The organism is Pseudomonas lurida, assembly GCF_013522705.1.
In the GTDB taxonomy this organism is placed as follows: domain Bacteria; phylum Pseudomonadota; class Gammaproteobacteria; order Pseudomonadales; family Pseudomonadaceae; genus Aquipseudomonas; species Aquipseudomonas quebecensis.
Genome location: NZ_JAAMRE010000003.1, coordinates 47052 through 69182, shown reverse-complemented (window position 1 = coordinate 69182; position 22131 = coordinate 47052). Strand labels below are relative to the sequence as shown.

Here is a 22131-nt window from a genome sequence, read left to right as displayed (position 1 = left end):
GATCTACAGCGCCGGCAGGCGTAAATGCATACGCAGGCCCGCGCCGGTATTTTCCGCCCACAGGCTGCCGTCCTGACGTTGCAGCGCATTGCGCGCGATACTCAACCCAAGGCCGAAGCCGCCATCGCCCGGGCGCGAGCCGTCCAGCCGAGTAAACGGCGCAAAAATACGCTCCAGGTCCCGCTCATCGATTCCACCGCCCTGGTCTTCCAGCCATAAGTGCCAGTACTCCCCTTCGCGCCGCCCGTCCAGGCACACCACCCCGCCCGTCGGAGAATGCCGTATGGCATTGCGCAGGATATTTTCCAGGGCCTGGGCCAGCCCATTGAGGTTGCCCCGCACCCAGCATTCAGGCCCCAGCAGGCACGGCAGGCGCGACGCCGGCCAATCGCTTTCAAAGCAGGCGTTTTCACGCAACATGTCCCACAGCGCCTGCAATTGGATCGCTTCCTTGACCAGCGGCGCCCGTTCGGCGTCGAGCCAGGCCAGTTGCAGACTGTCTTCCACCAGCCGCTGCATCGCGTCGATTTCCCGGCCCAGGCGCTCACGCAGCTGCGCCAGGTCCTGCTCACTGTCGCAGGCCACGCGCAGGCGGCTCAACGGCGTGCGCAGTTCGTGGGACATGTCTCGCAGCAACTGCTGCTGCAGCACCACTGTGCCCTGCAAGCGCTCGGACATATGGTCAAAGGCGCGGCCCAGTTCGCCCAACTCATCCTGGCGACTGGTCGCATCTTGCGACAAGCGTGTGTTCAATTGGTCGGCGCGCCAGGCGTTGGCCTGTTCGCGCAACTGATTGAGCGGCATGATCAGCAGGCGATAGAGGCCAATGCACAACAACAGCGTGAACAAACCAGGGATCACGCCGTTGGTGACCACACGCCAGAACACTTGATAGCGACCGGGCATAAAACGCTGCGGCAATTCGATCACCAACGAACCGGCCTCGGGGTCGGTGGGGAATGCAATCTTCAACCAGGGCAGCCCTTTCACATGCCGGCTCACCGGCCAGTCCAAGCCGCGCAGAAAGGTCAGGCGCTGGCTCTCCGAGCTGCTCAGGGGATAACTGCTCAATGATTGCAGGTCGTTGCCGATCACGCCGACCCAGGTGGTTTCCCGAGCCCCCAGCATCTGCAGCCAGGCATCGACGCCTGCATGGCCACCTCGGTTCCAAGCCTGCTCCGCGCCCGCCGCATAACCGCCCAGGGTAAATTTCGCCTCTTCGGACAGGTAGGCGTTCTGCTGCTCCATGTAGCGGCCCCAGGACCAACTGAGCCAGATCATCAGTAAGCAGAAAGCAATCAACAGGCAGGCCAGCTTCCAGAACAACGAGTGCTTGCCCGGCAGGCGCTTCAAAGGACGTTCAAAGGCTGTCATCGCGACCGCTCAGCGTATAACCCCTGCCCCACACGGTGCGCACTTCGCGCTCGGTGTAGCCGATGGCCTTGAGCTTGCGGCGGATCTGGCTGATATGCATGTCGAGGCTGCGGTCATGGGGGGCATAACCGCGTTGCAGCACATGCTGATAAAGAAAGGCTTTGCTCAAGACTTCCTCAGCGTTGCGGTGCAGGGTTTCCAGCAGGCGGAATTCGCTGCGGGTCAGGCCGGCGGCGTGCTGCTGGTGGAAAACATCATCCAGCTCATCGTCAAAGCGCAGGCCCGGCACGTCTTCGCATAGGGCTGGCCGGGCAGGCAACGGCCGTCGGTCAAGCGCCACGCGACGCAGAATGGCCTCAATGCGCACACGCAGCTCAAGCATGCTGAAAGGCTTGGGCAAGTAGTCGTCTGCGCCCAGGCGAAAACCGCTGACCCGGTCGGCCTCGGCGCCCAGGGCCGACATCAGGATCACCGGGGTCGAATGACTTTTGCGTAAATCGGTGAGGATCGACAAGCCATCCAGCCCCGGCAGCAGAATATCCATCAACACCACGTCGAATGCACGCGCGCGCGCCATGTCCAGACCCTGTTGGCCGTTCTGGCACCAGGTGACCTGAAAGCCACTGCGCTCCAAGTGTTCATGAACGTAGGCACCGAGCACGGGATCGTCTTCGATGGTCAGGATACTGGCTGCGGGAGTCATTAGCGTCTGCAAGTCATTCTCAATCGCCAATTATTCAAGATTAGCCCGCCGCAGGCAATCGCCGCTCGCCCTCCAATATCCTGAAGATTGTCGGCGGTGTCGAATTTGCAAGATTACACCCCGCGCAAATGGCTACACTGCGCAGGTGGCGCGGGCGGGATGCCTGCGCGAACGATTGATTTCAATGTAGTAGCAGGAGAGTGGCGTGCTTAGAAGAATGGGGATAAAAGGCCGCGTACTGTTGCTGACCTTGTTGCCGACCAGCCTGATGGCCTTGTTGTTGGGTGGGTATTTCACCTGGATGCAGCTGTCGGAGCTGCAAACCCAGTTGCTGCAGCGCGGCGAGATGATCGCCGAGCAATTGGCGCCACTGGTGGCACCGGCCCTGAGCAGCAGGAACGTGGACTTGCTGGAGCGCATCGCCACCCAGTCCCTGGAGCAGCAGGATGTACGCACCGTGTCCTTCCTCGCGCCCGACCGCGGCACCCTCGCCCACGCCGGCCCGACCATGCTCAATCCGGCACCGATCGGCAACAGTTCACACCTGTTGCAACGCACCGGCAACGACGCCACCCGTTACCTGCTGCCGGTGTTCGGCCGGCATCGCAACCTCGCGGGCGACCTGATTCCCGACGAAAGCGACCGCCTGCTGGGTTGGGTCGAAGTGGAACTGTCCCATAACGGCATGTTGCTGCGCGGCTACCGCAGCCTGTTCGCCAGCCTGCTGTTGATTGCCATCGGGCTGATCTTTACCGCCGCGCTGGCGCTGCGCATCAGCCGCACGATCACCTCGCCGATCGGCCTGATCAAGCAAGCCGTGGCCCAGCTCAAGGACGGCAATCTGCAAACGCGTCTGCCCGCGCTGGGCAGCCAGGAGCTGGATCAGCTCGCTTCGGGAATCAACCGCATGGCCGAGACCCTGCAGAACGCCCAGGAAGAACTGCAGCACAGCATCGACCAGGCCACCGAAGACGTACGCCAGAACCTGGAAACCATCGAAATCCAGAACATCGAGCTGGACCTGGCGCGCAAGGAAGCCCTGGAGGCGAGCCGCATCAAGTCGGAGTTTCTGGCCAATATGAGCCATGAAATCCGCACGCCGCTCAACGGCATCCTCGGTTTTACCCACCTGCTGCAGAAAAGCGAACTGACGCCGCGTCAGCTCGACTACCTGGGCACCATCGAAAAATCCGCCGACAACCTGCTGGGCATCATCAACGAGATTCTCGACTTCTCCAAAATCGAAGCCGGCAAGCTGGTGCTCGACAGCATTCCATTCAACCTGCGCGACCTGCTGCAGGACACCCTGACCATCCTCGCGCCCGCCGCCCATGCCAAGCAGCTGGAGCTTGTCAGCCTGGTCTACCGCGACACGCCGCTGGCGCTGGTGGGCGATCCGCTGCGGCTCAAGCAGATCCTCACCAACCTGATCAGCAATGCGATCAAGTTCACCCGCGAGGGCACCATCGTGGCCCGCGCGATGATCGAGGAGGAGCAGGAAGACACCGTGCAACTGCGCATCAGCGTGCAGGACACCGGCATCGGCCTGTCCAGCCAGGACGTACGCGCGCTGTTCCAGGCCTTCAGCCAGGCCGATAACTCATTATCGCGCCAGCCCGGCGGCACCGGCCTGGGGCTGGTGATTTCCAAGCGGTTGATCGAACAGATGGGCGGCGAAATCGGCGTCGACAGCACGCCTGGCGAAGGCTCGGAGTTCTGGATCAGCCTGAACCTGCCCAAAACCCGGGACGACGTCGAGGACCTGCCCTGCGCGCCGCTGCTGGGGCATCGCGTGGCCGTCCTCGAAAACCACGAGTTGGCGCGCCAGGCCCTGCAACACCAACTGGAGGATTGCGGCCTGGAAGTTACCCCGTTCAATACCCTCGAAAGCCTGACCAACGGGATCACCAGCGCCCATCAGACTGAGCAGGCCATCGACCTGGCCGTACTCGGCGTGACGGCCAACGACATTCCCCCGGAGCGCCTCAACCAGCATTTGTGGGACCTGGAGCACCTGGGCTGCAAGGTCTTGGTACTGTGCCCTACCACTGAGCAGATGCTGTTCAATCAGTCGGTGCCCAACCCCAACAGCCAGTTGCAGGCCAAGCCGGCGTGTACCCGCAAACTGCGTCGGGCGCTGTCGGACCTGATCAGCCCGCGCCCTTCGCGCAGCGAGCCGGGCGAACCGTTGTCCAGCCGCGCGCCGCGTGTGCTGTGCGTAGATGACAACCCGGCGAACCTGTTGCTGGTGCAAACGTTGCTGGAAGACATGGGTGCCAAAGTGCACGCGGTGGAAAGCGGTTACGCCGCCGTCGACGCAGTCAAGCAGGAGGCCTACGATCTGGTGCTGATGGACGTGCAGATGCCCGGCATGGACGGTCGCCAGAGCACCGAAGCGATACGCCAGTGGGAAAGCGAGCGTCATGGCACGCCGCTGCCGATCGTCGCCCTCACCGCTCACGCCATGGCCAACGAAAAACGCGCCTTGCTGCAAAGCGGCATGGACGATTACCTGACCAAACCCATCAGCGAACGGCAATTGGCCCAGGTGGTACTCAAATGGACCGGGCTGGCGCTGCGCAACCAAGCGCCGGAGCGCACCACCGACGGCCTGGCCCCTGGCGTGCAACTGCCGGTGCTGGACCATGAGGAAGGCCTGCGCCTGGCCGCCGGCAAGACCGACCTGGCCGCCGACATGCTCGCCATGTTGCTGGCTTCGCTGGAAGCGGACCGCACGGCCATCAGCGTCGCTCGCCAAGCCAATGACAACAACGCGCTCATCGAACGCGTGCATCGCCTGCACGGCGCCACACGTTACTGTGGCGTGCCGCAACTGCGCGCTGCCTGCCAGCGCGCTGAAACCCTGCTCAAGCAGGACGACGCCAAGGCCTTGCACGCACTGGACGAGCTCGACATGGCCATCGCCCGATTGGCCAGTGAAGCGCGGGTCAGCGCCTGACGCGGCCCATTGATTTGAATACGCAGGGAGCTTTGCAATGCGCGTAATTCTGTTCAGCAGCCAAACCTACGACCGCGACAGTTTTCTCGGCGCGCCGCTGCCGCCGGGTCTGGAGCTGCAGTTCCAGCCGGCGCGGCTGAACCTCGACACCGTGGCGCTGGCCGAGCACCACGAAGTGGTCTGTCCTTTTATCAATGACGACCTCAGCGCCCCGGTGCTGGAACACCTGGCCAAGGGCGGCACGCGCCTGATCGCGCTGCGTTCGGCCGGTTACAACCATGTCGACCTGGCCACCGCCAAGCGCCTGGGCCTGACCATCGTGCGCGTGCCCGCCTACTCGCCCCACGCCGTGGCCGAGCACGCCGTAGCGCTGATCCTGGCGCTCAACCGCCGCTTGCACCGCGCCTACAACCGCACCCGCGACGGCGATTTCAGTCTGCACGGATTAACCGGCTTCGACCTGGCGGGCAAAACCGTCGGCGTGGTCGGCACCGGGCAGATCGGCGCAACCTTTGCCAGGATCATGGCCGGATTCGGCTGCGCGCTCCTGGCCTACGACCCCTTCCCCAATCCCGACGTGCAGGCGCTCGGCGCGCGCTACGTGAGCCTGCCGGAGCTGCTCGCCCAGGCCCAGGTGATCAGCCTGCACTGCCCGCTCACTACAGACACCCGGCACTTGATCAACGCCGTTTCACTGGCACAGATGCAGCCTGGGGCGATGCTGATCAACACCGGACGCGGCGCACTGGTGGACACGCCCGCCTTGATCGACGCCCTCAAGGACGGTCAGCTCGGCTACCTGGGGCTGGACGTGTACGAGGAAGAAGCCCAGTTGTTCTTCGAAGACCGCTCCGACCTGCCCTTACAGGATGACGTCCTCGCGCGCCTGCTGACCTTTCCCAACGTGATCATCACCGCGCACCAGGCGTTCCTGACCCGCGAGGCCCTGGCGGCCATCGCCACCACCACGCTGACCAACATCGCGGCATGGGCCGACGGCCAGGTGCGAAATCAGGTTGACGGTTGATCAGCGGTCACATAGCGCGCTGATGATAGGCCGGCACCCGTGATAGGATGCCGCGCCTATTTGGAGGATCCATGGCCGAACACGATTTCCGCTTCAGCTTGCTGAGCCCGCAACACACCCTGATCGAATGCCGCGCCCTGGTGCCGGGCCGTTACCAGGTCACCGGCAACGGTGGCTCGATCAAACATGGCGACGTTCTGATCGTCACCCTGCGCGGCAGTAAAACCCTGTCGATGCGTCTGACCGTCGAAGGCGATGCGCGCTACTCCATCCGCCCGGCCGGCCAATGGGTCGCCATGGCCCAGGGGCCGAAATTCGGCGAATTGGAGATCCACACCTGGAAGGTCAACTGCGACAGCTGCGACGCCGTGCTGGAATTTGAGTTCGCTGTGGAAACCAAGCTGACCAAGGAGCCGCTGCAGCCGGCCGCCAACGCGCGTGTCGCGGAGTTGGGCTGGGCCAGCGACGGCGACAAGCACCGCTGCCCGAGCTGCCGGAAGGCCACGCAATGAAAGGCGTGCTGCTGATGGCAGCACTCGGCGCGGGCCTGGCCGGCTGTGCGGGCGATGAGGTCAAACTCAAGCAGGACCACAGCTACGTGGTGGAGTGGATCGGTGAGCGGCCGCTGATGGATTACGCGCACCTGACCGTCACCCTTGGCAATGACGGACGTGCCTACGGCAATGGAGGCTGCAACCACTGGTTTGCGCCCTACACCTTGGACGGCGACAAACTCAGCTTCGGCAAGATCGGCAGCACCCGCAAACTCTGCGCCGAGGCCCTGATGGAGCAGGAGCACCGCTTCTTTCAGGCCCTGCAAAACGTACAACGCTGGGACGTCTCGCCCATCGAGCAGACCCGCTTCTGGCCGGCCGAAGGCAAGCCGATCCGCCTGTGGCTCGAAGAAGGCTGATCCGAGTTCTGATCGGATGAACATCCAACGGTGGGACCAGAGCCTTCTCCCACCGTTGCGTTGAGAGCTCGCTTTACCCGCGCAACGCCTTGAGCTTGGCCAGTACCCCTGCGGCCGTCTGCTCGCCCATCAACTGCTCGCGCACCTTACCCTTGTCATCGATGATGTACGTCACCGGCAGCGCTTCGCTGCGCGGAATCTCGAAGATGCCATCCGGGTTCTGCGCCAGCACCGTGAACTTGATCCCCAGTTTCTCGCTGGCGGCCTTGAGTTCTTCGCCCTGCACATTGTCGAAATTGACCCCGAACACTCCGACGTTCTGGCCTTTGAGCTGTTCGGCCAAGGCATTGAGCTCGGGGATTTCCGTACGGCAGGGGCCGCACCATTCGGCCCAGTAGTTGATCACCACCCACTGTTTGTCCAAACGTTCGGCCGCGACTTTCTGGCCGTATTGGTCAATGCCATAGTCATTCCCGCAGCCGCTGAGCAGCAGGGTTGTAATGATCGCCAATGCACCGATCAGTCGACGTGTCATGGGGTAATCCTTCGTAAAAATAGACATGGGCTGCGACCGGATGCCTCTTACGGTTTAAGGACCGGGCGCCGCGCAGGTAGAATACCCGCCACCTCCTGCAAGATGCGACCCGCATATGACCGATCTGACGCTTTATCACAACCCGCGCTGCTCGAAATCGCGCGGTGCCCTCGAACTGCTGGAAGCGCGCGGCCTTACCCCGACCGTGGTGCGTTATCTGGAAACCCCGCTCAACGCTGCGCAAATTCAGGCGCTGCTGGGCAAACTCGGCCTGAGTGCGCGCCAGCTGCTGCGCACCGGCGAAGACGAATACAAAAGCCTTAACCTTTCTGACGCCAGCCTCAGTGAAACCCAGTTGATCGACGCCATTGCCGCCCATCCCAAGCTGATGGAACGCCCGATCCTGGAAACCGCCGACAAGGCCGTCATCGGCCGTCCTCCGGAGAACGTATTGGAGATTCTGCCGTGACTGCGCCCTATGTGCTGGTGCTGTATTACAGCCGCAACGGCTCGGTCAGTGAAATGGCCCGGCACATTGCTCGGGGCATTGAGCTGGGCGGCATGGAAGCACGCCTGCGCACGGTGCCGGCGGTGTCCACCGAGTGCGAGGCGGTAGCGCCGAGCATCCCGGACGAGGGCGCGCTGTATGCCAGCCTCGATGATCTGAAACACTGCTCGGGCCTGGCGCTCGGTAGCCCGACGCGTTTCGGCAACATGGCCGCCCCCCTCAAGTATTTTCTCGACGGCACCAGCAACCTGTGGCTCACCGGCGCATTGGTGGGCAAACCGGCCGGGGTGTTCACCTCCACGGCCAGTCTGCACGGCGGCCAGGAAACCACGTTGATGTCGATGCTGTTACCGCTGCTGCACCACGGCATGCTGATCACCGGCCTGCCCTACAGCGAACAGGCCCTGCTCGACACCCAGGGCGGCGGCACGCCATACGGCGCCAGCCACCATGCCGGGCCGGACGGCAAGCGCCTGCTCGACCCCCATGAAATGGCGCTGTGCAAAGCCCTCGGCCTGCGCCTGGCCACTACCGCCACGTTGCTGGAGAACGGCCGTGGCCAGAAAGCCTAAGGTACTGCCACCGCAAGCGTGGCTGGAGCCACGGGTAAAAGTGGCGCGCGCATTAAGCCTGCTGGCGTTTTTGGCGCTGGTGGGTTTGTTGTGCGGGTATTACCTGTTTGTCGCCGATCTGCACGGCGCTCGCCCCTGGGTGATCCTGCTGATCGAGTTGGTGCCATTGCTGATACTGGCACCGGGCATGCTGCTCGGCAGCGCCCGCGGGCACTCGTGGATGTGCTTTGCGGTGAACCTGTATTTCATCAAGGGCGCGTTGGCGGCGTATGACCCGAACCGCCAGTGGTTCGGCGTGCTGGAAATGCTGGCGAGTCTGGCGGTGTTCTGTACCGCGCTGCTGTATGTGCGCTGGCGCCATCAGTTGAACCGACGCCTGGCCGCATAAATCCTCCGTGGCGAGGCGACTCGCCACGAACGCCGCGCTGACCGTGGGGGTCAGTGGTTGACGGTGTACGCCAGCATCATCGACAGCTGGCACATTGGCCGACCACTCTCGGCATGCCACTGGTTGAAGGCGCCCTGCACCGTCGCCAGGTCGCGCAGGCTGGTGGGGGCCTTGTCGACGATCTTCTGTGCATTCAACGCCGCGACCACGTCATCGCTGGGCACAAAGGTGTCCTTGCCGACCATGCGTAGAAAGCGTGGGGCCGACAGGCCGCCCAGCTGGTGGCCGTGCTTGCTCAGGTATTTCCACAGGCCAACGATGTCGGTCACCGGCCACTCGGCGATGAACGCGCCGAAGCTGCCTTTTTCCTGGGTGATATCCAGGATCATCTGCGCATTGCGCGGCACGCTCTTGAGCTTGCCCAGGTGACGAATGATGCGGGTGTCCTGCATCAGCCGCTCCAGATGCTCGGCGCCCATCAACACGACCTTTTCCGGATCGAAGCCAAAGAACACCTGTTCGAAGGCTGGCCATTTGGCGTCCACCACGCTGTGCTTGAGGCCGGCGCGAAATACCCGCAGTGCCAAGGTCGACAGGTAGCGATCATCGCTGATCCTGCGCAATTGCGCCGGGGTCTTGGGAGTCGGCAAATGAGCTTCCAGTTTGGCCGCCGAGCCAAAGCGATTCAGACAATATTCGTGCAGCCACTTGTAATCGCGCATGCCCTCTCCTGGCAGTGGAATTGAAAACGGCGCCCGCGAGCGCCGTGTGTCAGAGCCTTGAATCGACTCAGAGGTTCACCACATTAACGAAGCGCGACGCGGCGGTCTCATCGATCCTCAGGCTGGTGAAGTCGAACAGGTTGCGGTCGGCCAGCTGCGACGGGATCACGTTCTGCAGGCTGCGGAAGATGCTTTCGGTGCGTCCGGGCGTTTTGCGCTCCCAGTCCTGCAGCATCTCCTTGACCACCTGGCGCTGCAGGTTTTCCTGGGAGCCGCAGAGGTTGCACGGGATGATCGGGAATTGCTTGAAATCGGAGTAGGCCTGGATGTCCTTCTCGTTGCAGTAGGCCAGCGGGCGAATCACCACGTTGCGCCCGTCATCGGCGCGCAGCTTGGGCGGCATGGCCTTGAGCGAGCCGTTGAAGAACATATTGAGGAAAAACGTCTCGACGATATCGTCGCGATGATGCCCCAGCGCCATCTTGGTCGCGCCGATCTCATCGGCAAAGGTGTAGAGCGTGCCACGGCGCAGGCGCGAGCACAGCGAGCAGGTGGTCTTGCCCTCCGGAATCAGCTCCTTGACCACCGAATAGGTGTCTTTTTCGACGATGTGATACTCGATGCCCAACTCTTTCAGGTAGGCCGGCAGCACATGCTCGGGAAAGCCCGGTTGTTTCTGGTCCATGTTGACGGCAACGATCTCGAACTTGATCGGCGCGACCTTTTGCAGGTGCAGCAGCACGTCAAGCAGGGTGTAGCTGTCTTTGCCGCCGGAGAGGCAGACCATCACCTTGTCGCCGTCCTCGATCATATTGAAATCGGCGACCGCTTCACCGGCCAGGCGACGCAGGCGTTTTTGCAGTTTGTTCTGGTTGACCGTAAGAGTGCCCATGGCGCTTGGATCCGCTTGAGGTGTGTGACGAAAAGCGCAGCATTTTACCGGGATGCGCCAACGAGTCCAATGCGCGGTTGCAGTGCTCCACCTACAGACCCTGGCGCGATTACGCCGCGTGTTTACAGTGCAATATGCTCTAACGGGCCTACGGCTTTTGCGGTCATCCGTTCCTATACTGCGACATAAGGTCGCATACAAGCTATCCAGACCTTTCAGGCCAACTGGCCCGTGGGCGCTCCGATGGGGGGCGATGGTAATAACGACAGGAGTGACTGGCATGATCCATCACGTCGTGGGGCTGTTTACCCATCCTGACCAGGAATGGCGGGAGATCCGTGGCGATAAGGAAGAAAGCATCGGCCACATGTACCTCACTCATACGCTGATTCTTGCGGCGATTCCCGCCCTGTCAGCCTTCATCGGCACTACCCGGGTCGGCTGGGTTATCGGCAACCGCGCACCCGTGATGTTGACTCAGGAAAGCGCGTTGTGGATGACCATCATGTCCTACGCGGCCATGCTCGCCGGCGTGGCGGTGATGGGCGCCTTCATCCACTGGATGGCACGCACCTACGACGCCAATCCCAGCATGGCGCGCTGCGTGGCGTTCGCCACTTATACCGCGACCCCACTGTTTATCGGCGGGCTGGCGGCGCTTTACCCGCATATGTGGCTGGGCATGGTCGTGGGGACAGCGGCGATCTGCTATACGGTGTATCTGCTGTATGTGGGCGTGCCGACCTTTATGAGCATCGATCCGGATGAAGGCTTCCTGTTTTCCAGCTCCATACTGGCCGTAGGTTTGGTGGTGCTGGTGGCGATCATGGCGTTTACCGTGATTGTCTGGGGCCTGGGCGTCGGGCCGATCTACACCAACTGACGCACCCACCGCGCCGGCAGGGCCACCGCAAGGTGGCCTTGTGCGTCTGGCATGACCATTCGGCGCCTGACAGATTCGGAAACACCCGGTTTTACGGCATACTGGGCGTCTCTGGAGATAGATACAGCATGCCCGAGCAACTCAATACCCGCGTCGAAGAGTGTTTCCAGCTAGCCGAGTCCTTTTTCAAACGAAGCTTCAAACGCCCCCAGGTCAGCCTCAAGCTGCGGGGCCAGAAAGCCGGTGTCGCGCATTTGCACGAGAACCTGCTGCGCTTCAACCCCCAGCTTTACCAGGAAAACAGCCAACACTTCCTCAAGCAGACCGTGGCCCATGAAGTGGCGCATCTGATCGCCCACCAATTGTTCGGCGAACGCATCCAGCCCCACGGCGAAGAATGGCAATTGATCATGCGCGGGGTTTACGAACTGCCGCCGGACCGTTGTCACACCTATGCGGTGAAACGCCGCCAGATGACCCGCTACATCTACCGCTGCCCGTGTGCCGATAGCGACTTTCCATTTTCGTCGCAGCGTCATGGAATGGTGGCTCAGGGGCGGCGGTATTTGTGTCGGCGGTGTCGGCAGACCCTGGTGTTCAGCGGGGAAACGCGGGTGGAATAAGGGCCTCTTCGCGAGCAAGCCCGACTCCCATATCTGACCGCACTGTCATGTCGATCAACTTTCAAATGTGGGAGGGGGCTTGCCCCCGATAGCGCCAGATCAGTCACCCTACCACCTTGCTCCGCCGCAAATCGGCTATCCGCTGAGCACTGAAACCCAGCTCCGCCAACACTTCATCACTGTGTGCGCCCACGGCGGCGCCAATGTGTCGGGGCGCCGGCAACCCTTCTGAAAATTTCAACGGGCAGGCAATCTGCGCCTGGCTCGAGCCATCGCTTCTGGGCACTTGGCTGACCAGTGCCCGCGCCATTATCTGCGGATGGGCCACGGCTTCGCTGAGCGTCAGCACAGGCTCCACGCAGGCATCCACACCGGCAAACAACTCACAGAGCTGATCAAAACTGCGTTTTTCGAATTCCACCTGCAACGCCTGCTTGAACGCCGGCTGCCGTTCGGATGTGAGGCCGTGGGCGGTCAACTCCGGCCGGCCCAGCGCCGTGCACAAGGCCTGCATGAACGCCGGCTCCAGGCTGCCCACCGACATCCAGCGCCCGTCCCGCGTGCGGTAGTAATCGTAGAAACTGCCGCCATTGAGCACCTGGGTTTCCCATTGAGGCTCTACACCGCACGCCAGATAACCCGCGCCAGCCATGGAGTTTAGGCTGAACGAGCAGTCCGTCATGCTCACATCCAGGTATTGCCCCACCCCACTCTGCTGCCGCGCGATCACTGCCGCCAGCAAGCCGACGACCGCGTGCAGCGAGCCGCCGCCCACATCCGCCACTTGCACGCCCAGGGGCAACGGCCCGCTGTCCTGGCGCCCGGTATAACTGGCCATGCCGGCCAGTGCCAGGTAGTTGATATCGTGGCCGGCACGGTCCTTGTAAGGCCCGGTCTGGCCATAGCCGGTGATCGACACGTAGATCAGTCGCGGGTTGATCGCTTTTAACGCCTCATACCCCAGACCCAGGCGCTCCATCACGCCAGGCCGGAACTGTTCGAGCACAATGTCGTAATCCGCGACCAGCGCATACACGATCTGCAGCGCCTCGGCCTGCTTGAGGTCCAGCGCCAGGCTGCGTTTATTGCGATTGAGGTACGCGTGGCTCGCCGAGGTACCCTGGTCGTGGGGAGGCAACACACGCAGCAGGTCCGGGCGCGTGGGCGATTCGATACGCAGTACCTCGGCGCCCATGTCCGCCAGCATCAAACTCGCAAACGGGCCGGGCAGCAAGGTGGAGAAATCCAGCACTTTAAGGGACGCCAGTGGACCAGGCATGGAAACTCCTTTTGGGTGTCGAGTTCCCACAGACTAAGCAGCCCGTTGCCTACCGGCAATCGTCAGAACAGTCAGCGACAGTGACCGTTTTGATCACGGCGGGCTTTTTCGTGCACGCGGCTTTATCATTGGCCCACGTTTGCTTGCCGAGTGTTCCATGAAGTTTGCGATTGCTTTGTTTTCCGCCGCCCATGCGCCCTCCTCGCGCCGTGCCCTGCTGTTTGCCCAGGCCGCGCTCGCCGGCGGGCATGAGATTGTGCGGTTGTTCTTCTATCAGGACGGCGTGTACAGCGCGGCGAATACCGTCGTGGCGCCCCAGGATGAGCAGGACATCGCGCGCCAATGGCGCGAGTTCGTCAGCCAGCATCAACTCGATGGCGTGGTGTGCATCGCCGCCGCCCTGCGCCGTGGCGTGCTCAACGCCGAAGAAGCCACGCGCTATCAACGCAGCGCCGTGAACCTGGAGGCACCCTGGGCGCTGTCGGGCCTGGGGCAATTGCACGACGCCACCCAGGCCGCCGACCGCCTGATCTGTTTTGGAGGGCCATGACATGTCCAAATCCTTGTTGGTAATCAGCCGCCAGGCTCCGTGGTCCGGCCCAAGTGCGCGCGAAGCGCTAGACATCGTGCTGGCCGGCGGTGCCTTCGATCTGCCGATCGGCCTGCTGTTCATGGACGACGGCGTGTTTCAACTGGCCCCCGGCCAGGACGCCAAGGCCGTGCAGCAAAAAGACCTCAGCGCCAATCTGCAGGCCCTCGGGTTGTTCGGCATCGATGACGTGTTCGCCTGCAGCCACAGCCTGGCCGAACGCGGGCTTACGCCTCCCGCCAGTGCGCAGCCCTTGGACAGCGCCGCTGTTTCCCAGTTGATTGAACGTTACGACCAGGTGATGACCCTCTGATGTCGACTCTCCATGTGGTTTCCCACTCGCCCTTTACCGACAGCCGCCTCGCCAGTTGCCTGCGGGTCTGCGGCGCTCATGATGCAATCCTGCTGTGTGGTGACGGCACCTACGGCCTGCACAACGCGGCGCTGCAGGCCAAAGGCGTGAAGGTCTTCGTGCTGGCCGAAGACCGCCAGGCACGCAACCTGCCGCTGCCTGAATGGGCCGGCAGCGTGGATTATCCGGGATTCGTGCAATTGTCGATCGACTACGACAAGGTCAACACCTGGCTATGAATACGCTCATCGTCGGTACGCGCAGCCTGGAACTGGACAAGGACGGCTATCTGGTCGACCTGGATGACTGGTCCGTCGAAGTCGCCCACGCCCTGGCCGCCGCCGAAGCCTTGGAGCTGACCCCGGACCACTGGCAGATCCTCGATCTGCTGCGCCAGTTCTACGCCGAATTCCAACTGTCCCCGGCCACGCGCCCGCTGATCAAGTACACCGCCTTGAAGCTGGGCCCGGAAAAGGGCAACAGCCTGCACCTCAACAAACTGTTCAACGGCACTCCCGCCAAACTCGCCGCCAAACTGGCGGGCCTGCCCAGGCCGACGAATTGCTTATGACCGACTTTGCCCCACTGACCCTGCAAACCCCTGAAGAGCATCCGTTTGCGCCGTTCGTGCGCATCCTGGGCAAAGGCAAGCGCGGTGCGCGCAACCTCACCCGTGAGGAAGCCCGCGAAGCCATGGGCATGCTGCTCGACGAAAAAGTCGAGGACACCCAGCTCGGCGCCTTCCTGATGCTGCTGCGGCACAAGGAAGAAAGCCCGGAAGAACTCGCCGGTTTTACCGAAGCGGTGCGCGAGCGCCTGAACGCTCCGGCGCTGAACGTGGACATCGACTGGCCCAGCTATGCCGGTAAAAAGCGCCATCTGCCGTGGTTTCTGCTGGCCGCCAAGTGCCTGGCGCAAAACGGCGTGCGTATCCTGATGCACGGTGGCGGCGCGCACACCGCCGGGCGGCTGTACACCGAGCAATTGCTGCAAGGTTTGCAGATTCCATTGTGCCGCGATTGGCAGCAGGTCGAGGCCGCGTTTGCCCAAGGCAACCTGGCGTTTATCCCGCTAGGGGATTGGGCGCCGCAGTTGCAGCGCATGATCGACCTGCGCAACACCCTGGGCCTGCGCTCGCCGATCCATTCCCTGGCGCGCCTGCTCAACCCGTTGAACGCCCGATGCGGCCTGCAAAGTATTTTCCACCCCGGCTATCAGGGCGTGCATCGCGATGCCAGCGGCCTGCTCGGCGACACGGTGATCGTGGTCAAGGGGGATGGCGGCGAGATCGAGATCAACCCCGACACCCTCAGCCATCTCTACGGCACCACCGGCGGCCAGAGCTGGGACGAAGAGTGGCCGGCCCTTTCCACCCAGCGCCATGTCAAACCGGCGACCCTGGAGCCTGAACACCTCAAATCGGTATGGCGTGGCGATGTCGAGGACAGCTACCCGCAACTGGCGCTGATCGCCACCATGGCCCTGGCGTTACGCGGCCTTGGGCAACCCCGTGAGCAGGCATTTGCGATGGCCGAGGAGTACTGGCAAGCGCGGGACAGATCGATTTAATCGATAATTGACCCGCAGTCTTTGCGCTTTTAAATCGAACCCTGAGCTTTAGACTGGCTCCAACGCTTATTAGTCGAGGAGCCAGTCATGGGTTTGCTGATCGAAGGACACTGGAAAGACCAGTGGTACGAAAGTAGCGCGGATGGCGCTTTCCAGCGCGAGCAGGCGCAACGCCGCCACTGGGTCACCGCCGACGGCCAGCCCGGCCCGAGTGGCGAAGGCGGCTTCAAGGCCGAAGCCGGTCGCTATCACCTCTATGTCTCCCTCGCCTGCCCGTGGGCACATCGCACGTTGATCCTGCGCAAGCTCAAGGGCCTGGAAAACCTGATCGATGTGTCGGTGGTCAGCTGGCTGATGCTGGAAAACGGCTGGACCTTCGATAAGGCCAAAGGCTCCACCGGCGATCGACTCGACGACTTTGCCTACATGCACCAACGCTACACCGCCGACACGTCCGACTACACCGGGCGGGTCACCGTACCGGTGCTGTGGGACAACCAGCTCAAGCGCATTGTCAGCAACGAATCGGCGGAAATCATCCGCATGTTTAACAGCGCGTTCAATGGGCTGACCGGCAACACCCTGGACTTCTACCCCGAACCGTTGCGCGCCACCATCGACGCACTCAACGCGCGCATCTACCCGGCCGTCAACAACGGCGTGTACCGTGCTGGCTTTGCCACCTCGCAACAGGCCTACGAAAGCGCGTTCAATGATGTATTCGCCGAGCTGGACCATCTGGAACAGCACCTGGGCGAGCATCGCTACCTGGCCGGGGAATACCTCACCGAAGCCGATGTGCGGCTGTTCACCACGCTGATTCGGTTTGATGCGGTGTATTACAGCCACTTCAAATGCAATCTGCGGCGAATTGCCGATTATGCGAACCTGTCGAATTGGCTGAGGGAAATGTATCAGTGGCCTGGCGTGGCCGAGACGGTGGACTTCGAACACATCAAAGGGCACTACTACGTCAGCCACCGCACCATCAACCCCACCGGGATTGTGCCGAAGGGGCCATTGCAGGCGTTCGATACCGTGCACCATCGGCAGCGCTTGAGCGGAAAAGGGGTGTGGAGCTGATCCAACATCCTGACTGCCAGGCCGCATCGGGGGGCAAGCCCCCTTCCACAGGGTGATAGCGCTTCAGGCTCAGACCTGAGACTGGGCGCCTTCAAACCACTTCAGTTTCTCACGCAGCACCACCACCTCACCCACGATTACCAGTGTCGGCGCATGTACTTCATGCTCCGCCACCATGCGCGGCAAGTCCGCCAGGGTGCCGGTGAACACGCGCTGGTTGGACGTGGTGCCCTGCTGGATCAACGCCGCCGGCGTGTCCGGCGCACGACCATGCCGGATCAGCTGTTCGCAAATGATCGGCAAGCCAATCAAGCCCATATAGAACACCAGCGTTTGCGAAGGCCCTACCAGGTCCTGCCAGGGCAGGTCAGAGGTGCCATTCTTCAAGTGTCCGGTGATAAAACGCACGGATTGCGCGTAGTCGCGGTGGGTCAACGGAATACCGGCATAGGCCGCGCAGCCGCTGGCCGCAGTGATGCCCGGTACCACTTGGAACGGGATCCCATGGGCGGCCAGCTCCTCGATTTCCTCGCCGCCACGGCCAAAGATGAACGGATCGCCCCCTTTAAGACGCAACACGCGCTTGCCTTGCCTGGCCAGGTCCACCAATTGCTGGTTGATCTGGTCCTGCGGCACCGCATGCTCGGCGCGCCGCTTGCCGACATACACGCGCTCGGCGTCACGACGGCACAACTCCAGGATCGCCGGGGCGACCAGGCGGTCGTAGAGCACCACGTCGGCCTGCTGCATCAGGCGCAAGGCGCGAAACGTAAGCAGGTCGGGATCACCCGGACCGGCACCCACCAGGTAGACCTCACCCGGCGCATGGGGCGGCGCACCGTTGACCTTCTCGACCAACAGGCGCTCTGCCTCGTCGCCCTGCCCGGCCAGTTGACGGTCGGCAATCGGCCCCTGGAAAACTTCTTCCCAGAACGCACGACGCTGCTGCACATCCGGGTACAGGCCTTTGACCTGGGCCCTGAAGCGCGCGGCCAACCCGGCCAACTGGCCATAGGTGGACGGAATCCAGGTTTCCAGTTTGGCCCGGATGAGTCGCGCCAACACCGGCGCGTCGCCGCCACTGGACACCGCGATCACCAGGGGCGAACGGTCGACAATTGCCGGAAAGATCACACTGCACAAGGCCGGTGCATCCACCACATTGACCGGCACGCACCGACGCTTGGCGTCGCTGGATACTTGCGCATTCAGCGGTTCATCGTCCGTCGCGGCGATAATCAGGGTGCAACCATCCAGGTCGGCCTCCTGATAACCGCGCAAAACCAGGTCCCCGCCACTGCCCTGCACCAGCACGCGCAACTGGTCTTCGATCTGGGGAGCAACCACCCGCAGCACGGCGCCGGCATCGGCCAGCAGCCGGGATTTGCGCAAGGCAATTTCCCCACCACCGACCACCAGCACCCGGCTACCGCGCAGGTTGTGAAACAGCGGCAGAAATTCCATTTAGCCGATAACCTCGACGCCCGCCATGTACGGCTTGAGCACCTCGGGCACGCGGATCGAACCGTCGGCCTGCTGGTAGTTTTCCAGCACGGCGACCAGGGTACGGCCGACGGCCAGGCCCGAACCGTTGAGGGTGTGCACCAGCTCCGGCTTGCCGGTCTCCGGGTTGCGGAAACGCGCCTGCATGCGACGCGCCTGGAAATCACCGCAGTTGGAGCACGAGGAAATCTCGCGGTACTTGTCCTGGCTTGGCACCCACACTTCGAGGTCGTAGGTCTTCACGGCGCTGAAACCCATGTCGCCAGTGCACAGCGCCAGTACGCGATACGGCAATTCAAGCAGCTGCAGAACGCGCTCGGCGTTGGCGGTCAGGCCTTCCAGGGCTTCCATGGACTTGGACGGCTCGACCACCTGCACCATCTCGACTTTGTCGAACTGGTGCTGGCGGATCATGCCGCGGGTGTCACGGCCCGAGGCGCCGGCTTCACTGCGAAAGCACGGGGTGTGGGCGACAAATTTGATCGGCAGTTGCTTGGCGTCGAGAATCTCGCCGGCGACGATATTGGTCAGCGACACTTCAGCGGTCGGAATCAGATAAAAGTCGGCTTCGCCGTCGCGACTGATCTTGAACAGCTCTTCCTCGAACTTCGGCAACTGGCCGGTGCCCTGCAGCGCCGGCGCCTGAACCAGGTAAGGCGTATAGGCTTCTTCGTAACCGTGCTCGCCGGTGTGCAGGTTGATCATGAACTGCGCCAGGGCACGATGCAGGCGCGCGATCGGGCCGCGCAGCAAGGCAAAGCGCGCGCCGGACAGCTTGGCGGCGGTCTCGAAATCCAGGCCACCGCTCAATTCGCCCAGAGCGACGTGGTCCTTGATCTCGAAATCAAAGGCTTTGGGCGTGCCCCAGCGGCGCACTTCGACGTTACCGTCTTCGTCTTCGCCGACCGGTACCGAGGCGTCCGGCAGGTTAGGGATACCCAACAGGATCTGATCCAGCTCGGACTGGATCTTGTCCAGTTCGGCCTTGCCGTCGGACAGCTCGGTGCCCATGCGCTCGACGTCCGCCATCAACGGCGCGATGTCTTCACCGCGCTGCTTGGCCTGACCGATGGATTTGGAACGCGCATTCCGCTCAGCCTGCAGTGCTTCGGTGCGGGTCTGGACGGTCTTGCGCTGTTCTTCCAGCGCTTCGATGCGCGCGACATCCAGGGCAAAGCCACGGGAAGCCAGGCGGTCCGCTACGTCCTGAAGGTTGCTACGTAACAGTTTGGAATCGAGCATGTCGGTCTCTCGTTTATCAAAGTTTGGTCAAGGACAGGCCGGCCCAGGTGGCGAGCAGCCCGCCGAACACGCTGATGCCCAGGTACCCGAAGGCGACCAGGGCCTGCCCGCTTTCCAGCAGGCGCAGCGTATCCAGTGAAAAGGATGAAAAGGTCGTCAGACCGCCTACAAAGCCGACAATCAAGCCGGCGCGAATCTCAATCGGCACTTCCGGGCGCAACAGAAACCAGCCGTACAACAGCCCGATAATCAAACAGCCCACCAGATTGACCGCCAGGGTCGCCGCATAAAAATGCTTCGGCCAGTTGGCGCTGACCCAGGTGCTGGTGGCGAAACGCAATAATGTACCAGCGATGCCGGCCACGGACACGGCAAGAATTGTCTTGAGCACTACTTTCTCCGCTGTTTGGGGCTGAGGCGATCGAGTTGCGCGAGATGGTTGAGCTTTTCGCCGATCTTCAACTCCAGGCCGCGAGGCACCGGCTGGTAGAACGGCTGGGGCTCCAGAGCATCGGGAAAGTAGTCTTCGCCGGCCGCGTAGGCGTCCGGTTCATCGTGGGCGTAGCGGTATTCGTCACCGTAGCCCAGTTGCTTCATCAACTTGGTCGGCGCATTGCGCAGGTGCAGCGGCACTTCCAGGGAACCGTACTCGGCGGCCGCACGCAGGGCGGACTTGAAGCCCATGTACACCGCGTTGCTTTTGGGTGCGCAGGCCAGATAGGTGATGGCCTGGGCCACGGCCAACTCGCCTTCCGGGCTGCCGAGGCGCTCCTGCACATCCCACGCCGCCAGACACAGGCTCAAGGCTCGCGGGTCGGCGTTGCCGATGTCTTCGCTGGCCATGCGTACCACGCGACGCGCCAGGTACAGGGGGTCGCAGCCCCCGTCGATCATGCGCGCGAACCAGTACAACGCGCCGTCCGGGTTGGAGCCGCGCACGGATTTGTGCAGCGCTGAAATCTGGTCGTAGAACGCTTCGCCGCCCTTGTCGAAACGGCGACGGGTGTCGCCGAGCAGGCTTTGCAGGAGGTCGACGCCGATCTCGCTGCCGTCTTCGGCCAGGTCCGACGCGTTTTCCAACAGGTTGAGAAAACGTCGGCCATCGCCGTCGGCGGCGCTGAGCAGGATTTTGAAGCCTTCGTCGCTGACGCTCAGTTGGCGCTTGCCCAGGCCTTTGTCTTCGCTCAAGGCCCGGTGCAGCAGCTTCTGCATGGCCGCTTCATCCAGGCTCTTGAGCACATAGACCCGTGCACGCGAGAGCAAGGCGTTGTTGAGTTCAAACGAGGGGTTTTCGGTGGTGGCGCCGATAAAAATCAGGGTGCCGTCTTCGACATACGGCAAAAACGCATCTTGCTGCGATTTGTTGAAGCGGTGCACTTCGTCGACGAACAGAATGGTGCGCTTGCCGTATTGGCCGGCCTGCTGCTTGGCGACTTCGACGGCCTGGCGGATCTCCTTGACCCCAGCCAGCACCGCCGAGACCGTTTCGAAGTGCGCGTCCGAGACTTTCGCCAGCAGACGCGCCAGGGTGGTTTTACCCACCCCCGGCGGCCCCCAGAAAATCATCGAGTGCAACGCACCCTGTTCCAGCGCCTCGCGCAGGGGCTTGCCGCGCGCGAGCAGGTGTTCCTGACCGACGTACTCATCCAGGTTGGTCGAGCGCAGGCGCGCGGCCAGGGGCTGGGCAATCGGGTCACTTCGAAACAGGTCCATGGGCAGCGTTTGAAACCTCTGGGCAGTTTATTCCTGGATCACGTCGGCACCCTTGGGGATGTCGAACTTGAACTTGGACGCAGGTACCGGCTGGTTGGCCTTGACCCCGCTGAACAGGATATCGGTGCGCTGGCCGACGCTGTCGACCAGGCGCATGTTATTGATCACGCCGTTGCCGAACGACAGGGACAATGTGTCAAACAGCGTGTCCTTGGATTTCGGCTTGAGGGTGAACTCGATCACGTTGCTGGTCTGCTTGGAGGTGATGTCGAAGCTGTCGTTGATTTTCGACACATCGCCCGACAGCAGCAGCGCCGGGGTCTGGTTCAGGCGCGGGTCGAGCTTCTTGATGGTTGCCTGCTCCAGGTCCGGGTCCCACAGCGTGACCTTCTGGCCGTCGGACACAATGGTCTGCTCGGACTTGCCTTCGGTGTGCCAATAGAACAGGCCTGGGCGCTGCACGGCCATTTCACCTTCGGTCTGCTGCAACTGGGTACCGCCGGCATCCAGGGTCAACTGGGAGAAGCGCGCGGTAAGGGTCTGGGATTTGTCCAACAGATTCTTCAAGCTGGTGACGGAAGCCGGGTCGGCATGCGCCGAAACAGCAGTCAGGGCCAGGGCCGGCAACAACAGCATGCGAATAAAGCGCATGGGAGTCCTCATTGAGTCGTTAGGGCATGCCGCATGCTGCCATGCGGCACG

General features: G+C 62.4%; 26 protein-coding genes. 15 read left to right on the top strand and 11 right to left on the bottom strand.

Features of this window, described 5'->3' with window-relative positions; translation table 11 throughout:
- Positions 1-3 precede the first annotated feature (3 nt).
- Both G7025_RS03660 and G7025_RS03655 read right to left on the bottom strand, forming a co-directional pair.
- Positions 4-1374 carry a sensor histidine kinase gene (locus tag G7025_RS03660; RefSeq protein ID WP_181076679.1) on the bottom strand — a complete coding sequence of 457 codons (1371 nt, stop codon included), beginning with the start codon at positions 1372-1374 and terminating at the stop codon, positions 4-6.
- Positions 1361-2077, bottom strand: a complete 717-nt coding sequence (locus tag G7025_RS03655) for a response regulator transcription factor (protein ID WP_181076678.1) — start codon at positions 2075-2077, stop codon at positions 1361-1363. Before G7025_RS03655 ends, G7025_RS03660 begins: the two co-directional genes overlap by 14 nt.
- 205 nt (positions 2078-2282) lie before the next feature.
- Between G7025_RS03655 and G7025_RS03650 the strand changes: the two genes are divergently transcribed.
- The 4 genes from G7025_RS03650 (at position 2283) to G7025_RS03635 (ending at position 6976) form a co-directional block, all read left to right on the top strand.
- A complete protein-coding gene (locus G7025_RS03650; RefSeq protein WP_181076676.1) occupies positions 2283-5036 on the top strand; it encodes a response regulator in 2754 nt (917 codons plus the stop codon).
- 37 nt (positions 5037-5073) lie between these two features.
- A complete protein-coding gene (locus G7025_RS03645; protein WP_181076674.1) occupies positions 5074-6063 on the top strand; it encodes a 2-hydroxyacid dehydrogenase in 990 nt (329 codons plus the stop codon).
- A gap of 71 nt (positions 6064-6134) precedes the next feature.
- Positions 6135-6575 (top strand): hypothetical protein, encoded by a 441-nt coding sequence (locus tag G7025_RS03640; RefSeq protein ID WP_181076672.1) that lies wholly within the window; start codon positions 6135-6137, stop codon positions 6573-6575.
- The gene (locus G7025_RS03635) at positions 6572-6976 is read left to right on the top strand and encodes an META domain-containing protein (protein WP_181076670.1); all 405 of its coding nucleotides are present in this window, start codon (positions 6572-6574) and stop codon (positions 6974-6976) included. The genes G7025_RS03640 and G7025_RS03635 overlap by 4 nt, the downstream gene beginning before the upstream one ends.
- Before the next feature lie 73 nt (positions 6977-7049).
- On the opposite strand, the gene G7025_RS03630 is transcribed toward G7025_RS03635, so the two are convergent.
- The gene (locus tag G7025_RS03630; protein WP_181076669.1) at positions 7050-7511 is read right to left on the bottom strand and encodes a TlpA disulfide reductase family protein; all 462 of its coding nucleotides are present in this window, start codon (positions 7509-7511) and stop codon (positions 7050-7052) included.
- Between the two features lie 115 nt (positions 7512-7626).
- Here G7025_RS03630 and arsC point away from each other — a divergent pair, with 115 nt between their 5' ends.
- From arsC to G7025_RS03615, 3 genes are read left to right on the top strand one after another with little or no spacing between them, the layout of a single operon-like run.
- A complete protein-coding gene (gene arsC, locus G7025_RS03625) occupies positions 7627-7980 on the top strand; it encodes an arsenate reductase (glutaredoxin) (RefSeq protein ID WP_181076667.1) in 354 nt (117 codons plus the stop codon).
- A complete protein-coding gene (wrbA, locus tag G7025_RS03620) occupies positions 7977-8591 on the top strand; it encodes an NAD(P)H:quinone oxidoreductase (protein ID WP_181076666.1) in 615 nt (204 codons plus the stop codon). The genes arsC and wrbA overlap by 4 nt, the downstream gene beginning before the upstream one ends.
- The gene (locus G7025_RS03615) at positions 8575-8979 is read left to right on the top strand and encodes a DUF2069 domain-containing protein (RefSeq protein ID WP_181076665.1); all 405 of its coding nucleotides are present in this window, start codon (positions 8575-8577) and stop codon (positions 8977-8979) included. Before wrbA ends, G7025_RS03615 begins: the two co-directional genes overlap by 17 nt.
- A gap of 50 nt (positions 8980-9029) precedes the next feature.
- On the opposite strand, the gene G7025_RS03610 is transcribed toward G7025_RS03615, so the two are convergent.
- Both G7025_RS03610 and ttcA read right to left on the bottom strand, forming a co-directional pair.
- Complete coding sequence (locus G7025_RS03610) at positions 9030-9701, bottom strand: DNA-3-methyladenine glycosylase I (RefSeq protein WP_181076663.1); 672 nt, start codon at positions 9699-9701, stop codon at positions 9030-9032.
- Positions 9702-9768: 67 nt separating this feature from the next.
- Positions 9769-10593, bottom strand: a complete 825-nt coding sequence (gene ttcA, locus G7025_RS03605) for a tRNA 2-thiocytidine(32) synthetase TtcA (protein ID WP_181076661.1) — start codon at positions 10591-10593, stop codon at positions 9769-9771.
- A gap of 280 nt (positions 10594-10873) precedes the next feature.
- On the opposite strand from ttcA, the gene G7025_RS03600 reads away from it, so the two are divergent.
- Both G7025_RS03600 and G7025_RS03595 read left to right on the top strand, forming a co-directional pair.
- The gene (locus tag G7025_RS03600; RefSeq protein ID WP_181076660.1) at positions 10874-11476 is read left to right on the top strand and encodes a Yip1 family protein; all 603 of its coding nucleotides are present in this window, start codon (positions 10874-10876) and stop codon (positions 11474-11476) included.
- 128 nt (positions 11477-11604) lie between these two features.
- The gene (locus G7025_RS03595; RefSeq protein WP_181076658.1) at positions 11605-12099 is read left to right on the top strand and encodes a SprT family zinc-dependent metalloprotease; all 495 of its coding nucleotides are present in this window, start codon (positions 11605-11607) and stop codon (positions 12097-12099) included.
- 103 nt (positions 12100-12202) lie between these two features.
- Here the strand turns inward: G7025_RS03595 and G7025_RS03590 are convergent, their stop codons facing one another.
- Positions 12203-13378 (bottom strand): CaiB/BaiF CoA transferase family protein, encoded by a 1176-nt coding sequence (locus G7025_RS03590; protein ID WP_181076657.1) that lies wholly within the window; start codon positions 13376-13378, stop codon positions 12203-12205.
- Positions 13379-13535: 157 nt separating this feature from the next.
- On the opposite strand from G7025_RS03590, the gene tusD reads away from it, so the two are divergent.
- The 6 genes from tusD (at position 13536) to G7025_RS03560 (ending at position 16971) form a co-directional block, all read left to right on the top strand.
- Positions 13536-13928 carry a sulfurtransferase complex subunit TusD gene (tusD, locus tag G7025_RS03585; protein ID WP_181076655.1) on the top strand — a complete coding sequence of 131 codons (393 nt, stop codon included), beginning with the start codon at positions 13536-13538 and terminating at the stop codon, positions 13926-13928.
- 1 nt (position 13929) lies between these two features.
- A complete protein-coding gene (gene tusC / locus G7025_RS03580) occupies positions 13930-14280 on the top strand; it encodes a sulfurtransferase complex subunit TusC (RefSeq protein WP_181076653.1) in 351 nt (116 codons plus the stop codon).
- Complete coding sequence (gene tusB / locus G7025_RS03575; protein ID WP_181076652.1) at positions 14280-14558, top strand: sulfurtransferase complex subunit TusB; 279 nt, start codon at positions 14280-14282, stop codon at positions 14556-14558. The genes tusC and tusB overlap by 1 nt, the downstream gene beginning before the upstream one ends.
- Positions 14555-14890, top strand: a complete 336-nt coding sequence (locus G7025_RS03570) for a TusE/DsrC/DsvC family sulfur relay protein (RefSeq protein ID WP_181076650.1) — start codon at positions 14555-14557, stop codon at positions 14888-14890. The genes tusB and G7025_RS03570 overlap by 4 nt, the downstream gene beginning before the upstream one ends.
- Entirely contained in the window at positions 14887-15888 is a 1002-nt protein-coding gene (locus G7025_RS03565; protein ID WP_181076649.1) for a glycosyl transferase family protein, read from the top strand. The genes G7025_RS03570 and G7025_RS03565 overlap by 4 nt, the downstream gene beginning before the upstream one ends.
- A gap of 87 nt (positions 15889-15975) precedes the next feature.
- Positions 15976-16971: a glutathione S-transferase family protein gene (locus G7025_RS03560; RefSeq protein WP_181076647.1), complete on the top strand. Its 996-nt coding sequence runs from the start codon at positions 15976-15978 to the stop codon at positions 16969-16971.
- Between the two features lie 69 nt (positions 16972-17040).
- On the opposite strand, the gene cysG is transcribed toward G7025_RS03560, so the two are convergent.
- From cysG to lolA, 5 genes are read right to left on the bottom strand one after another with little or no spacing between them, the layout of a single operon-like run.
- Positions 17041-18435 (bottom strand): siroheme synthase CysG, encoded by a 1395-nt coding sequence (gene cysG, locus G7025_RS03555; RefSeq protein ID WP_181076646.1) that lies wholly within the window; start codon positions 18433-18435, stop codon positions 17041-17043.
- The gene (gene serS, locus G7025_RS03550) at positions 18436-19716 is read right to left on the bottom strand and encodes a serine--tRNA ligase (RefSeq protein ID WP_181076644.1); all 1281 of its coding nucleotides are present in this window, start codon (positions 19714-19716) and stop codon (positions 18436-18438) included.
- 16 nt (positions 19717-19732) lie between these two features.
- Positions 19733-20107 carry a fluoride efflux transporter CrcB gene (gene crcB, locus G7025_RS03545; RefSeq protein WP_034120232.1) on the bottom strand — a complete coding sequence of 125 codons (375 nt, stop codon included), beginning with the start codon at positions 20105-20107 and terminating at the stop codon, positions 19733-19735.
- The gene (locus G7025_RS03540; protein ID WP_181076643.1) at positions 20107-21429 is read right to left on the bottom strand and encodes a replication-associated recombination protein A; all 1323 of its coding nucleotides are present in this window, start codon (positions 21427-21429) and stop codon (positions 20107-20109) included. The genes crcB and G7025_RS03540 overlap by 1 nt, the downstream gene beginning before the upstream one ends.
- Positions 21430-21456: 27 nt before the next feature.
- Entirely contained in the window at positions 21457-22080 is a 624-nt protein-coding gene (gene lolA, locus G7025_RS03535; RefSeq protein WP_181076641.1) for an outer membrane lipoprotein chaperone LolA, read from the bottom strand.
- Positions 22081-22131: the final 51 nt, after the last annotated feature.

Bases quoted from the DNA above. Each gene is read 5' to 3' on its own strand.
- G7025_RS03660 (WP_181076679.1), bottom strand. From the start codon at position 1,374: ATGACAGCCTTTGAACGTCCTTTGAAGCGCCTGCCGGGCAAGCACTCG.
- G7025_RS03655 (WP_181076678.1), bottom strand. From the start codon at position 2,077: ATGACTCCCGCAGCCAGTATCCTGACCATCGAAGACGATCCCGTGCTC.
- G7025_RS03645 (WP_181076674.1), top strand. From the start codon at position 5,074: ATGCGCGTAATTCTGTTCAGCAGCCAAACCTACGACCGCGACAGTTTT.
- G7025_RS03640 (WP_181076672.1), top strand. From the start codon at position 6,135: ATGGCCGAACACGATTTCCGCTTCAGCTTGCTGAGCCCGCAACACACC.
- G7025_RS03635 (WP_181076670.1), top strand. From the start codon at position 6,572: ATGAAAGGCGTGCTGCTGATGGCAGCACTCGGCGCGGGCCTGGCCGGC.
- G7025_RS03630 (WP_181076669.1), bottom strand. From the start codon at position 7,511: ATGACACGTCGACTGATCGGTGCATTGGCGATCATTACAACCCTGCTG.
- arsC (WP_181076667.1), top strand. From the start codon at position 7,627: ATGACCGATCTGACGCTTTATCACAACCCGCGCTGCTCGAAATCGCGC.
- G7025_RS03610 (WP_181076663.1), bottom strand. From the start codon at position 9,701: ATGCGCGATTACAAGTGGCTGCACGAATATTGTCTGAATCGCTTTGGC.
- ttcA (WP_181076661.1), bottom strand. From the start codon at position 10,593: ATGGGCACTCTTACGGTCAACCAGAACAAACTGCAAAAACGCCTGCGT.
- G7025_RS03600 (WP_181076660.1), top strand. From the start codon at position 10,874: ATGATCCATCACGTCGTGGGGCTGTTTACCCATCCTGACCAGGAATGG.
- G7025_RS03595 (WP_181076658.1), top strand. From the start codon at position 11,605: ATGCCCGAGCAACTCAATACCCGCGTCGAAGAGTGTTTCCAGCTAGCC.
- G7025_RS03590 (WP_181076657.1), bottom strand. From the start codon at position 13,378: ATGCCTGGTCCACTGGCGTCCCTTAAAGTGCTGGATTTCTCCACCTTG.
- tusD (WP_181076655.1), top strand. From the start codon at position 13,536: ATGAAGTTTGCGATTGCTTTGTTTTCCGCCGCCCATGCGCCCTCCTCG.
- tusC (WP_181076653.1), top strand. From the start codon at position 13,930: ATGTCCAAATCCTTGTTGGTAATCAGCCGCCAGGCTCCGTGGTCCGGC.
- tusB (WP_181076652.1), top strand. From the start codon at position 14,280: ATGTCGACTCTCCATGTGGTTTCCCACTCGCCCTTTACCGACAGCCGC.
- G7025_RS03570 (WP_181076650.1), top strand. From the start codon at position 14,555: ATGAATACGCTCATCGTCGGTACGCGCAGCCTGGAACTGGACAAGGAC.
- G7025_RS03565 (WP_181076649.1), top strand. From the start codon at position 14,887: ATGACCGACTTTGCCCCACTGACCCTGCAAACCCCTGAAGAGCATCCG.
- G7025_RS03560 (WP_181076647.1), top strand. From the start codon at position 15,976: ATGGGTTTGCTGATCGAAGGACACTGGAAAGACCAGTGGTACGAAAGT.
- cysG (WP_181076646.1), bottom strand. From the start codon at position 18,435: ATGGAATTTCTGCCGCTGTTTCACAACCTGCGCGGTAGCCGGGTGCTG.
- serS (WP_181076644.1), bottom strand. From the start codon at position 19,716: ATGCTCGATTCCAAACTGTTACGTAGCAACCTTCAGGACGTAGCGGAC.
- G7025_RS03540 (WP_181076643.1), bottom strand. From the start codon at position 21,429: ATGGACCTGTTTCGAAGTGACCCGATTGCCCAGCCCCTGGCCGCGCGC.
- lolA (WP_181076641.1), bottom strand. From the start codon at position 22,080: ATGCGCTTTATTCGCATGCTGTTGTTGCCGGCCCTGGCCCTGACTGCT.